The 14,772-nt window shown below is 56.8% G+C and carries 3 protein-coding genes and 1 pseudogene; all 4 read left to right on the forward strand.

Annotated features, from left to right (window positions below; translation table 11 throughout):
• Positions 1 to 11,090 (forward strand): DUF637 domain-containing protein (locus QMX91_RS08455; RefSeq protein WP_349016826.1); only part of this gene is annotated, 11,090 nt, incomplete at its 5' end.
• A gap of 10 nt (positions 11,091 to 11,100) precedes the next feature.
• A complete protein-coding gene (locus QMX91_RS08460) occupies positions 11,101 to 11,352 on the forward strand; it encodes a hypothetical protein (protein ID WP_282412544.1) in 252 nt (83 codons plus the stop codon).
• Positions 11,353 to 11,548: 196 nt separating this feature from the next.
• Positions 11,549 to 14,136 (forward strand): annotated as a pseudogene (locus QMX91_RS08465) (DUF637 domain-containing protein); the annotation flags it as partial.
• Positions 14,136 to 14,735, forward strand: coding sequence for a hypothetical protein (locus QMX91_RS08470; protein WP_282412545.1), 600 nt, complete (start codon positions 14,136 to 14,138; stop codon positions 14,733 to 14,735). The pseudogene QMX91_RS08465 and the gene QMX91_RS08470, both read left to right, overlap by 1 nt.
• The last annotated feature ends 37 nt before the right edge of the window (positions 14,736 to 14,772 follow it).

A 14,772-nucleotide genomic window follows, 5' to 3' on the forward strand; every position in this document is an offset into this window, starting at 1 on the left:
ACCCGTATGGCATCACCTGTAATGGTTGCGGCTTCATCAACGCGCCGCGCGTGACGCTGACCACCGGCAAACCGGTGCTGGATGGCGCGGGGCGGCTGGATCGTTTTCAGGTTGATCAGGGTTCTGTTGCCATCGAAGGCACCGGGCTTAACGCGACCAACGTCGACCGCTTCGAAATCATCACCCGTAGCGCCAAAATCAACGCTGAGCTCCAGGCGCAGAACCTGACCATCGTTGCCGGGCGCAACGACGTCAACGCACAGACCTTGAACGCCACGGCCCGCGCCGATGACGGCAGCGCCAAACCGCAACTGGCAATCGACTCTTCGGCACTCGGCGGCATGTATGCGGGAGCGATCAAACTGGTGGGCACCGAGGCCGGTGTCGGGGTGAAGCTCGACGGTAAACTGATCGCCAGCGGTGGCGATATTCAGCTTGATGCCAATGGTCAATTGAGCCTGGTTGATACCTCGGCGACCGGTGCGGTCAACGTCAAGGCGGCCAGTCTCGATGCGCGCGGGCCGGTGTATGCCGGCACGACATTGAACGTGCAGACCCAAGGCAATCTGACCAACCGCCAGACCCTGGCTGCCCGCGACAGTATCAACCTCAGTGCCGGCGGTCAGCTGACCAACGCCGGAGTCATCGAGGCCGGGGTCAACGCCGACGGCAGCCGTAACGCCAACGGTGATCTGAGCCTGAGTGCGCAAAACCTCGACAACACTGGCAAAAGCCTCATCGCCGGCCGCAATCTCACCGTCAGCGCCGCGCAAACCCTGAGCAACCAGGGCGGTACGCTCAGCGGACAAACCACGGCGGTCACGGCGGGCACGCTGGACAACCGCAACAGCGGCCGCGTGCTCGGCAACGCGACGCTGAACGTCACCGCCAATCAGCTATTCAACACTCAAGGGGTGATCCATAGCTCGGGCAATCTGACCGGTAGTTTCGGTCAGATGGACAACAGCAACGGCGAGTTTTCCAGCAACGGCGTCACCCGGCTCAACGCGGCAACGGTGAACAACCGCAGCGGTCAGATCCTCGGCGATCTGGGGCTGAATATCGACCTCAGCGGCGCGCTGGACAACCGTGACGGCGTGCTCGGCTCCGGCCAGTTGGTGAGTCTGCAGGCGGCCAGCCTGGATAACCGCGATGGCGGTGTGCTGGTCAGCGACGGTAGCCTGGCCGTGCGTCTGCGCGGCGCACTCGACAACCGCAACAAAGGCGAGATCACCGCCAAGGGCGCCATCAATGCGCAAGCCGGCAGCCTCGACAACCGCGACGGCAAAGTCATCGGCAAAACCACACTGGCACTGCGCAGCGATACGGCAGACAACCGCACAGGCGTGATCCAGGCTGATCAGCAACTGACGCTCAACGTCGATCGCCTGGACAACCGCGACAAAGGCCAGATCACCGGCAAGTCCGGTATCGCTTACGCCGGTACACGTCTGGACAACAGCGGCGGACTCATCAGTGCGGTCGGTCCAGTCAGCCTCAACGCGGGCGAAGTGCAAAACGCCGCAGGTCGGATCTCCAGCCAAGGTGATCTGACTGCGGCCATAGGGTTGCTGCAACAGCAGGGTGGTGCGCTGGTCGCTCAGGGCAATCTGAGCCTGACCGGCAAGACGCTCGACAACCGCAATGGCGGTCTGGTCGGCACCACAAAAGCGCTGAGCCTGATTGTCGACGACATCGACAACCGCAACGGCGAAATCTCCAGCAGTCTGCTGTTGAACATCAAGGGCCAGCGCCTGGACAACAGCGACAGCGGCAAGCTGCTGGCCGGCACCGAGCTGGGCCTCGCCGTGGCGAAACTGATCAACCTGAATCAAGGCCTGATCAACGCCAAGGGCGCAACCACGCTGACCGGCGGCAGCCTGGATAACAGCGGCGGTCGCTTCAACAGTCTCAACGGTCTGGTGATTACCCTCGACGATGCCTTGATCAACGCGCAGGGCACTATCAGCAGCGAGGGCACGCTGACGGCCAATCTTGGCCGGTTCGACAACAGCGCCGGTAGCCTGAGCACAGCCGGCGTATTGTCGGTAACCAGTCGTGGCGCGGTGCTCAATCGGGCGGGTTCGATCAACACCGACAGCTCCTTGACCCTGACCAGCGCCAGCCTCGATAACAGCCAGAAAGGTTTGATCAGCGCCAAAGGCGCCAGTCATGTCGATACCGGTGACTTCGATAACAGCCTGGGCGGCAAACTCACCAGTGAAGCGTCTCTGACGCTCAAGGCCGCTCAGGTCAACAACGCCACTGGCCGGATTGCTAGCCAGCAAGCGTTGAACGTATCGGTCACCGGGCTGGATCAGCAGGGTGGCGAGCTGTTCAGCAAATCCGACCTGACCCTTGATTTGAACCACGGCCAATTGAACAACCAGAACGGTCTGATCAACGCGCCCGGCACGCTGCTGCTGAAAAACCTCAATGGCGTGAACAACCAGAGCGGCGAGATCTCCAGCCAGCAAGCATTCACCCTCGCCGCCAATGAGCTGGACAACAGCAACGGCAAGCTGATCAGCCAGCAAGGGCTGACGCTGCGCATTGCTCAAGCCCTGAATAACCTCAAAGGTGTTATTTCTGCGGCGGCACTCGACAGCCATTCCGTGAGCCTCGACAACCAGGATGGCTTGATCAGCAGTCGTGGCCCCCTGGTGCTGACCACCGACAAGACCTTGAACAACCAGTCCGGCACACTCATCGCCGACGGTGAACTGACGCTGACCGCTGATACGCTGATCAACCAGCAGGGCAGCATTGCCGGCAAGTCCGATGCCAGTGTTCAGGTCAAAAACCTGAACAACCAGAACGGTAAACTGATCGCCACCGGTATGCTCAAACTGAGCGCCGAGACCCTCGACAACCGCCAGGGTGGCTTGCTCGGTTCGACCAAAGCCATGACCCTGACGGTCGATGCGCTGGACAACCGTGGCGGCGAAATCACCACCAACAGCGATCTGCTGCTGACCGGTAAAAAACTCGATAACAGCGATGGCGGCAAGGTCTTCACCAGCAACGCACTGACGCTCACGGTCGATCAGTTGCTCAACCGCAACAAAGGCCTGATCGATACGGGCACGCTGCTGAAGCTGCAAGGTCGTACGCTGGACAACAGCAGCGGAGAATTGCTCAGCCAGCAGGACATGCTGCTGAACCTCAGCGGCGACTTCACCAACCACCTCGGCAAAGTCAGCAGCGAAGGCGCGCTGACCGTCAATACTGCGCAACTAAGCAATACCGGTGGCAGCCTGTCCAGCGCTGCAGATCTCATCCTCGACAGCACTGGCAAGGTCGATAACCAGGGCGGGCGGATCGTCACCGATGGCGCCCTCGTGCTGAAAAGTACCGGCCTGGATAACCGGCAGAAGGGCACGCTCAGCGGCAAAGGCGCGGTCACGGTCACGACCGGTGACTTCGATAACAGCAGCGGTTCGCTGAGCAGCGCCGACACGCTCGATCTCGTCGCCGGCCAGGTGACCAACAGCGATGCCGGCAGCATCGGCAGCCAGGGCGTACTCACCGCGTCGGTGACCGGCTTCGATCAACAGGGCGGCAAGCTGCTCAGCAACACGCGCCTTAGCCTGGACCTGAACCACGGCCAGTTGAACAACATCAACGGCGTGATCAGCGCGCCCGGCACTCTGCTGCTCAAGCAACTCAACGGCGTCAACAACCAGGGCGGCACGATCTCCAGCACTGAAGCGTTCACCCTGACCGCGCAAAGCCTGGACAACAGCAACGGCAAACTCCTGAGCAATCAGGGCCTGACCCTGCGCATTGCCAACGCGCTGGATAACGTCAAGGGCCTGATCGGCGCGGCGTCGATTGATGGGCGGGCAGGCAGCCTGAACAACAGCGGTGGCAGCCTGGTCAGCCGTGGCGATCTTGAACTTACGGTCGATGGCCTGTTGCGCAACGCTGCCAGCGGCCTGATCAGTGCCGCGCAGGCGCTGAACATCGGCAGCGCCGATCTGAACAACCAGAGCGGCACGCTGCTGGGTGTCAGCGCGGTCACGCTCAATGCGATGGCGCTGAACAACCGCGACAAGGGGTTGATCAACAGCAAGGGCAACCTGACGCTGACCGCGACCAGTCTCGACTCCAGCAATGGCGGTGAAGTCTCCGCCGCGGGTGACATCGATCTGACCCTGACTTCGTTGACCCAGAACGGCGGCCGCCTGTTGGGCGACCAAGCCGTCACGCTGGAGCTGGCCAACGGTGACCTCGATAACCAGAACGGTCTGCTCACCGCCAAAGGCCCGCTGACCCTCAAGCGTCTGCGCGACCTGAACAACCAGCGCGGTGAGATCTCCAGCAACCTGAGTTTTGACGTCATCGCTCGTGCCGTGAATAACAACGCCGGCAAGTTGATCAGCGGCGAAAAACTCTTGCTGCGTGGCACCTCGATCACCAACCAGAAAGGCTTGCTGTCCGGCTGGCAAGAGTTGAGCGTCAGCGGCAACAGCCTCGACAACCGCGACAGCGGCACACTCTCGAGCAAGCTCGGCGATGTCGCGGTCGAGCTCAAAGACGCATTGCTCAACAGCGGTGCCGGTGCATTGGTTGCCGAAGGCAGCCTGACCGTCAAGGCCGGCAGCCTCGATAACAGCAACAAAGGTATTTTGAGCAGCGGAGCAGGGCAGGTCCTCACGCTGAACGGGGCGCTGACCAACGTCGGCGGCGCGATCAATGCGCAGCAGGCGATCACCGCCACGGTTTCGCGACTGGACAACAGTGGCGGCCAGATCGCCAGCAACGACGCGATCACCCTCAACCTCAGCGGCGACCTCAACAACAACGGTGGCCGACTGGCTGGCGCGGGCCCCGTGCTGATCAAGGGCGTGACTGATCTGAGCAACCAGAACGGCCAACTCGCCAGCCAGAAGAATCTGAACCTGTCGACCGGCACGCTGGACAACAGCAACAAGGGCACCATCGCCGCCAATGATCTGCTACAGATCACCGCCAGCGGCGCAGTGCGCAACAACGCTGATGGTTTGATCTACAGCCAGAACTCAGCGCTGCAACTGAAGGCGGCGAGCCTGAACAACGGCAAGGGTGCGCTGCAAAGCGAAAACGGCCTGACCCTGGATGTCAGCGGCGACCTCGACAACCAGAGCGGCAAGGTCATCGCACAAAACGGTGATGTGAGCATCAACGCCGCCAATATCGATAACCGTGGCGGGACTCTGTCCAGCATCAAGGGCGCGCTCGAAGCGCGCACGGTAGGTGTGCTGCGCAATGGCTACGACCTCAACAACAACCGTCAGGGCGGCATCATTCAGGCACAGGGTCTGAAGCTGTCGGCACTGGCCGGGCTGGACAACAACGGCGGACGCATCTCCGCGCAAGCGACAGACGCGAACATCACCACGGCCGGATTCGATAACCGCAACGGTGTGCTTTATGCCAAAGGTCTGGTGAGCGTCAGCGGCACCAATCTGGACAACGGCGCCGGGCAGATTGCCGGTGAGCGCATCGACTTCGGCCTCAGCGGCGCGCTGAGCAACGTTGCGGGCGTCATTGAAAGCAACACGCAACTCGCCGTCAGGGCGGCCAGCGTCAACAACCAGAATGGTCGTCTGCGTTCGCTGGGCAACTGGGGCAAGACCGATTTGCAGATCGGCGGCCAGCTCGACAACCGTAACGGCGTGCTGGAAACCGCCAACACCGACATGACTGTCAACGTCGGAAGCTTCCTCAATGACGGCGGGCAACTCAACCACGTCGGCCGCGGCAAGTTCGAAATTTCCACGGTCAATGTGATCGGTGCGGGTGGCAGCATCACCACCGGTGGGTTGCTGGAACTCAATGCTGATACCTGGAACAACTCCAGCGTGATTCAGGCCGGAACCTTGAACGTCAATGTCCGGCAATTCAGCCAGAGTGCCAACGGCAAGTTGCTCGCCTCGGATGTATTACAGCTGCGGGGCGGCAACTGGACCAACGACGGCTTGATCGCCAGTGATGGCTTGATCGATATGCAGTTGAGCGGCGGCTACAGCGGCAATGGCCGGCTGTCGAGTCAGCGCGGCACTTACCTCTCTGCAGCACAGATGAACATCGGCGCGGGCGGCAGTTTTGCTGCGGGTGCGACCTCGACCATCAGTGTGGGTGGGGCACTCATCAACGCCGGGCGCATCACTTCCAGTGAAGACCTGACCGTCAATGCCGGTAGTGTGACCAACTACGGCACCCTCGGTGCGGCGCAGAACCTGAACATCAACACACCTTCGTTGCTCAATGATCGCGGGCTGATTTTCAGCGGCAACGACATGACGCTCAGTGTGGGCAATCTGACCAACCAGCACGGTGATTTCTACGGGTTGGGGAATGTGACCATCAAGGGTTACGGCGGCGCCGCGCGGGCTGCTGGGGTCTACAACATCTCCGGGTCAATGGAGAGCGGTGGCGGGTTCGCGATCAATGCCGATGTTTTCGAGAACCGTACCGAAGGCCCGGTGATGTCGGGTGATCGGAAGCTGATCTCGGGGTTTATTGCAGGCAGCTGTGGCGACTGCGTCGGGGATAACTACAGCCTGTTTATCGCTGCTCGCGAGACCTATCAAAGCACTGACAGCGATAGCACCCAATCTGCGGTGATCAATGCCGGTAAGGATTTCGTGTTCCAGGGCGGTACGTTTCTCAACAGCAAAAGTACGGTGGCAGCGAGTGGCAATATCAATATCACCGCTGACAGTCTCAAGAACATTGGTGCAAAAACCGGAACCATCGAAGTTACCCGCTATTACTCCTTCGGCTTGACCGATGGAGGAACCGAGCGGTTTTTCAACAACGTTGTGATGCCTTACAACCAACGGAACAATCCGGATTTTCCAACTGTTTATTACGTTGCTCCACAGGACGAGATCCGCAAAGCGAAACCCGAATCGACCGAGTTCTCTCAGGGTGGAGAACTTGGACAATACTTCGAATGGGTCGCGCTTTTAGACTCCGTAACGGGCGAAGACGTCAGTGCGCGCAAGTATGGGGCAGGCCTGTCCGGGCTCAAGTATGGCTTCGAAAAAGCAACGCATTCGCTATACGACCCGAATAACCTGGTAGCACTGCCGAGCCAGCTGAGTCAGCTCACCCCGGACAGAACAACAGAGGTCGCCGTCGACAGCACGGGTGCCACAAGCACCGTTACCGGTCGCAACGCAGTTATCCAGGCAGGCGGCAATGTCTCGATCACGGCCGCCAAAACCCTGGAAAACAGCGTTATCCATCAGGACTACGGTTCCACTGGTGGCACCAATAAAGTTGCCGATACCAAAGTCAGCAGCAGCACCGCCATCATCCGCATCAACAGCCAACTGCCGCCGGACCTCGCCCAGCAGCAAGTCAACCCGCTGTCCCTGCCTGGCTTCTCCCTGCCAACCGGGGAAAACGGTCTGTTCCGCTTGAGCGGTCAGGGCGCCGCTGATACCGCGCCAGTCGCCGCGACCGGCCCGGCGCCAACCTGGACCGTAGGTGGGCAAACCGTCACTACCGAGGCACACGTAGTAGCCGGAAGCAGTGGTGGCCCGCGCAACCTTTTCGTTGACGCCCCGCCTGCAGTCTCCGACAGCACACGCGCAGTGGATACGTTCCACCGCACCCCGAGCATCGTGCAGGCCGTCGCCAGCACGGTCGACGTCAACGTGCCGGTGAAACCCGCCGGCCCGGGCATGAAAGACCGCGGCAACGACGCCATGGAGTCGATCGACACACGTCCGGTGACCCGCGTCACCGGTCTGCCGGACACCAAGGCGCCGTCCAACGCGCACAAATACCTGATCGAAACCAACCCGGTGCTGACCGACCTCAAGTCGTTCATGAGCTCCGACTACCTGCTGGAAAAACTCGGCTACGACCCTGACCAGAGCGCCAAGCGTCTCGGCGACGGCCTCTACGAACAACGCCTGATCCAGCAAGCCGTGACCGCCCGCACCGGCCAGGCGTTCATCGACGGCCAGACCTCCAACGAGGGCATGTTCAAGTACCTGATGAACAACGCCATCGCCAGCAAGCACGCCCTCAACCTGTCGGTAGGCGTCGGCCTCACCTCGCAGCAAGTTGCCGCGCTGACGCACGACATCGTCTGGCTCGAAGAGCACGAAGTGAACGGCGAAAAAGTGCTGGTGCCGGTGGTTTATCTGGCGCAGGCCAATGGTCGCCTCGGCCCGACCGGTGCGTTGATTGCCGGTAACGATGTGACATTGATTGCCGGTGAGAACCTGGACAACGTCGGGACGTTGAAGGCGACGAATAATCTGTCGGCGACGGCGGGCAAGGATCTGGTCAACAATGGCGTGATCGAGGCGGGCAACCGACTGGATCTGTTGGCGACCAACAATATCGTCAACAAGTCTGGCGGGATCATCACCGGGCGCGACGTGAACCTGACGACTCGCACCGGGGATGTGATCAACGAACGCACCATCACCTCCTCCGACAACAGCACCCGCTTCGGCACCCAGCATCATGACTATGCCGATAACGCGGCGCGGATCGAGGCGGCCAATGACCTGACCGTCAAAGCGGCCAACGACATCAACATCACCGGTGGCGTGATGAAAAGCGGCCAGGACATGGTCCTGAACGCCGGGCGCGACATTAACGTGTCGTCGGTGCAAGTCACCAACAGCGTGTTCCATGACGATCGGCACAACAGCAGCGACATCACCCAACTGGGTGCTGACATTGATGCTGGACGTGACTTCAAGGCTGATGCCAAACGCGATATCAGTGTTATCGCGAGTCAGATTGACGCCAAGCGCGACGTGGCGATGTCAGCCACTGACAACATCCTGATCAGCTCAGCGGCGGATGAAGAACATTCCCTGTCCAAGAGCAAGAAACTGACTCGTCAGGAAGACCATGTCAGCCAGGTCATGTCCGGCATCACGGCGGGAGGCGATGTCAGACTTGATGCAGGTAAAGACCTCAGTGTGGCATCCAGCAGGGTTACCGCTGGTGACGAAGCCTATCTGGTCGCGGGGGATAATCTCCAGATTCTGGCGTTGCAGGATTCCGACTATTCGCTTTACGACAAAAAGAAAAAGGGCAGCTTCGGTAAGCTCAAAATGAAGCGGGACGAGGTGACCGATATCAAGCATATCGGCTCCGAGATCAAGGCTGGCGGCGATCTGACGCTGTCCAGCAAAGGCGATCAGCTCTACCAGGTTGCCAAGCTGGAAAGTGGAAACAACATCACGCTGGACAGCGGTGGAGCGATTACGTTTGAAGGGGTCAAAGACCTCCATGACGAAAGCCATACCAAGACCAACAACAATGCCGCGTGGGTGTCGTCCAAAGGTCGCGGTAATACCGATGAAACCCTGCGTCAGACCCAGATGATTGCCAAGGGCAACATCGTGATCAAAGCGGTCGATGGCCTGAAGATCGACATCAAGGATGTCAACCAGCAGTCCGTCAGCCAGACCATCGATGCGATGGTTAAGGCTGATCCGCAGTTGGCGTGGTTGAAGGATGCCGAGGCGCGCGGGGATGTGGATTGGCGGCTTGTGAAGGAGATTCACGAGTCGTTCAAGTACGAGAACTCGGGAGTTGGTCCGGCAGCACAAATCGTAATTGCGATCATGATGTCGTTCGTGATGGGCCCCGGAGGATTGGCCTTGGTCAGCGGCGGTGCCGGCGGTGTAATTGCCACCTCTCTGGCGACCACCGCCGTGACCAGCACGATCAACAACAAGGGCAACCTGGGCGCTGCTTTCAAGGAGACGTTCAGCGCTGACAGCCTCAAGAGTGCGGCCATCGCCGGCTTTACGGCCGGCGTGCTGAACTACGCGGACGCGAATTGGTTTGCGGGTGGAACCAGTAAAACAGCAAATATCCTGACCAGCAGCAACTTTACCGACGTCGCAATCCGCACGACAGGCCGGGCGATCATTTCCAGTGGCATTTCCACCACCATTGGTGGAGGTAGTTTTGGTGACAATTTTGGTGCGGCGTTGCTGGGTGGGGCGGGTAGTGTCGCCATGGCCACCGGGTTCAATTGGGTTGGTGACAACACAATCAAGTTCCCGGAAGGCAGTGTTGAGAAAGTTGTAGCGCATGCGCTGATGGGTGGCTTGCTTTCCGAGGCAATGGGCGGGGATTTTGCTACCGGTGCGGCGGCTGCCGGGTTGAACGAAGCGGCTATGAATGTTCTTGTTGATTTCGTAGGCGATAACAAAGAACTGCATCAAATGCTTTCGCAGCTTACTGGTCTAGTTGGGGCGGCAGCTGTTGGGGGGGACTTCCAACTGGGTGCCGATATCGCGGGAAATGCAACGCGGTACAACCACGATTTGCACGAGGGAGCAGCGCGGGATCTCGCGAAACAGGCATTGGGTTTCTGCAATTCAAATCCAGGTAGCTGTGACGTTGGTGTTGATGTTTCAGGACTGACAATCGAGGACGTTGTTGACGCGATGCGCGTCGAGGGCTTGCACGGTGCTGGGATTGATAGCGTGAAGCCTGAGGCGATTGCATTCTTGGATGATTTCATATTTTCAAGAATTCCCGGGTATAGAGACACCCTTTACAGCCCGACAGAGTCGGAGGCATCGAGACTCGACACCGAACAGAAGTTTACACTGGCTTTTTCGATACTCAACCTGGGCCAGGCGGTCAGACACTTTGGTAACACTTTGCAAGGACTGGTGGGTCTTGAAGCGGGTGGCGCAGTTATCGTTAAGAATGTGGAAGAGGCTGTCGCGGGTAGCCTGCCAGAAAAAGCGGTAGAAACGATTAAAGCCCTGCCAGGCCCTCGTCAAATTGATGCGGCCTGGGGAGCCCTCAGCTATAAAAAAGGTGGCCTTATGACGGGGATTGAACACGTAATGTACCGCCATGGGCCTGATACAGGATTCTCGGAAGTTAGCAAATTCTCCAAAGGAACGTCGATGAAGGATATTTCTGCTTATGTCGACAGTGCGCTGAGATACGGTAAAGTCTCTCAAAATGGGCCAACGGGCTACGCTATTGAATACAATGTCGGAAAAGTAATTGGTACTGATAATCTAGGTAATTCGACTAGTATTTTGAAGGTTAATGTGCGCGATGGTGTGATTCATACCGCGTTTCCACTGTGAGGCTTTGATGATGAGTGAGTTGTTTCAGCGTTTTTTAAGTGAGGAGCTTAATGAAAGTACTCGTGAGCTATTACGCAGAGAGGTTTTAAGTGCGCAAGATCCCGGTAGTGTTATGTGTATTCGCGAGTTTAATTTTAATTTATTTGATGTTTTGATTGATTTTGAGAGGCGGGTTGTAGTAGTCCAAGACGTGCTGTTGCCAGAAACTGATCCAGGTTTAGTTATGTCGCTGGATGAATTTAGAAACTTATGTGGGATTTGAGGAAAGTGCGGGTCTCATTTATTGAGACCATCTCAAAGAGGTGAATGACCGACCCTGAGCATTAAGAAATCATACTGAGAGGCGCAAAAGTAAGGAAAAGGGAAAAGGGAAAAGGGAAAAGGGAAGTGATTTATTTTTATCTACGCTGAATTCGCAGGTTGAAAATACATCTGTCCCTGATAGATCCCAGATCCCTGATAATCTGTCGGCGACGGCGGGCAAGGATCTGGTCAACAGTGGAGTGATCGAGGCTGGTAACCGGCTGGATCTATTGGCGACCAACAATATCGTCAACAAGTCCGGTGGCATCATCACCGGGCGCGATGTGAACCTGACGACTCGCACCGGGGATGTGATCAACGAACGGACCATCACCTCCTCCGACAACAGCACCCGCTTCGGCACCCAGCATCATGACTATGCCGACAACGCCGCGCGGATCGAGTCGGCCAATGACTTGACCGTCAAAGCGGCCAACGACATCAACATCACCGGCTGGACAGCGGTGGAGCGATTACGTTTGAAGGGGTCAAAGACCTCCATGACGAAAGCCACACCAAGACCAACAACAATGCCGCGTGGGTGTCGTCCAAAGGTCGCGGTAATACCGATGAAACCCTGCGTCAGACTCAGATGATTGCCAAGGGCAACATCGTGATCAAAGCGGTCGATGGCCTGAAGATCGACATCAAGGATGTCAACCAGCAGTCCGTCAGCCAGACCATCGATGCGATGGTCAAGGCTGATCCGCAGTTGGCGTGGTTGAAGGATGCCGAGGCGCGTGGGGATGTTGATTGGCGGCTGGTGAAGGAGATTCACGAGTCGTTCAAGTACGAGAACTCGGGGCTTGGGCCCGCATCGCAGTTGATCATCGCATTCGCATTGGCTGCTGTAATGGGGCCAATGATGGCTGGAATGAACGTGATGTTGCAGTCAGTGGCGATCAATGTAGCCACGACAGCGACGGTCAGCACCATCAACAATCGGGGCAACCTCGGGGCTGTTCTAAAAGACGTCACCTCGAAAGAAGCTATTAAAAGTTACGCCGTATCGGCTGCGACTGCAGGAGTGGCGCAGGGACTTAACTACGACCCCGGTTCGATGGGTTTCAATTCAGAGAGTTTGAAGGTTGTAGCGATGAAGGTCAGCGCGGATGCGCTGATCAAAACAGCGGTTTATGGCGGAAGTCTGAAAGACAATCTCGCCAGTTCAGCCGCGGGAACCGCAGCAAGTATCGGCGGAGCGGTAGGGGCCGGAAAGATCGGTGACCATTTAGCAGATATCAGTCTGACAAAAATTGCACTGCACGCTGGCTTGGGTGGCTTGGGTGGCTTGCTGGCCGAGGCGATGGGTGGCGATTTCCGAACGGGAGCCATTGCCGGTGGTGCCAATGAAATACTAGTAGGGCTGCTCGGCAACAAGCTATTGCCCTCAAATTATGTACGGGGTTCCCCTTAATACATTCAAGCTCAGGCCAATATTCTTGCTCTTTCCCAAATTGTTGGTGTGCTTGGCGCTACGTTGTCTGGTGGCGACGCCGGCACTGCCGCAGCGGTCGCGGCGAACGCAACACAGTACAACTTTCTAGGCAAACATTCCGAAGCCGAACGAGACAGAGCAAGGGAAAAGTTCCAGGAGACCAATGGGATTGAACCGGCCAGACAGCTCGTGGAACTCGAAGGCGCGGATCATCGTAGTAACAACTTGCTTGCCAAGTTTCGATCTGACCCAAGCTCGCTCACGACAGAAGAACTCACCGAGCTCAAAGTCTATGTGGTGGTTTATGCCGCGGACATGTTGAGTAAGCCCGGCGCCACCCAAGACTCCGTCAAACAGGTGGTTTCCAAACTGTTTAGCGAGGGACCAACGACTACGGGTGTTTATCAGTATGCGGGTACCACCGAAGCAAAAAATGCTGCCGCCGATGCGATGCGCGGACAACTGGATGGCTGGTTTGATCAACTTGCATGGGTTAGACCGAAAACCGAGAACGAACTGATTTACAGAGACGCGCAGGGCTATTTGCGCATCAATAACGAACAGCAGGGTCTGTCAAATCTGGGAAGTCCGGCGCTCTACGGGCTCACGGGACCGCTGGGTACGAGCATTCGCCTGGCTGCAGCGGCCAACGGTGTGCTTCAGATGGGGGTCGGTGCGAATCAGGCATTTAATGGCGACTTGTGGAATGCCGCTGGAAATATCGCTATCGGAGCTCTTGGGGTGGCTGGAGCTGGGATCTCTGTTACAAAATTACCGAGCGCGCCCCCTGCCAGTTCGAACACCGAATCTGTTCAACATTCTTTTGCTACAGATACAGTACGTTCTTTTGATCGAACTGTACTGCATGCTCCCGCAAACGATAAACTCTATGAACGTGCCACACAGGAGTTGCTAGACGCAATCAATGCGATCCCTAGCAATACACAAGCTTCTAAAATAGCAACAATGATTAGTGCCTACGACCCAGTAACGGGGAAAATCGCGGTAGGAAGCAGTAATGGAAAAATTAGTGCTGATCAATTAGATTTTCGTACTGTTGACTATTTAGAGTCAAAGCTTGGTGTGAAAATTGGCGAGATAACGACTCTATGTCGAAACGTCGCTGGTGCTTGTGCAGAGGTTTCAGCGGTTGACAAACTAGTGAGGCAGGGTGTAAATCCCGGTGAAGTGAAATTTACTAGCGCGCTGCGTCCTCGAACTGTTAGAGAAAATGGTGCCGTTACCGGAGATGCAGTTATTAAAACGTGTCCGAACTGTAATGCTGTTTGGCCGGAGAGAAAGTGATGTTTTTAGATATAGATTGGCAACCGAGTTTTGGCGAAATAATTACGTGGTTTGCCATGGATAAAAACGGATTGGTAGCCGTTATGGTAAATAACTGTTTTGGAAAGCTTCCCAAGGTTTTGCTACAGGTGTCGGAGTTAGAGGGGAAGCTTGACCGGTTAAATGAATATATGTGGGAAGAGTCTTCGGGGGTTGTCAGCTATCCAGACAACAAAAGAGGACTTGCAATTCTTGATTTGTATTCAATCTGTAGATTTGGGGGCGATAAGTCTCGTAAAGAGGTCGAATCAGTTATTGCGCAGCGATCTGCATTTGATAAAAAGTTATCAGAGTGCTCGATTCCTTCGATAAAGGGTTTTTACGTTTATCATGCAGTGGAGGGTAGTGTTCAAGGTGAGGATTATCCTGTTGGTTATAGCGGGAAAACTGAAATGGGTGATTATTTCCGCTACCTGATGCCAACTGTGTATGCGAGTATTGATGATTTCCCCGAAGAGCTAAGAGGGGTTGTGGTCGTATCGGATGTATTGGATTTTACTTCTGATCAGATTGTTAGAAGTTGTGAGGTGGATTCAATTTTTAATCGGCTTTATAGTTGATTTTATGATAATTTAAAAGCGGCAGATCAATTTGGAG

Origin of the sequence: Pseudomonas sp. PS01299 (genome assembly GCF_029960145.1) — a bacterium.
GTDB lineage: Bacteria > Pseudomonadota > Gammaproteobacteria > Pseudomonadales > Pseudomonadaceae > Aquipseudomonas > Aquipseudomonas putida_A.

Excerpts from the sequence above, each read along its gene's own strand:
- QMX91_RS08460 (WP_282412544.1), top strand. The coding sequence starts at position 11,101 with ATGAGTGAGTTGTTTCAGCGTTTTTTAAGTGAGGAGCTTAATGAAAGT.
- QMX91_RS08470 (WP_282412545.1), top strand. The coding sequence starts at position 14,136 with ATGTTTTTAGATATAGATTGGCAACCGAGTTTTGGCGAAATAATTACG.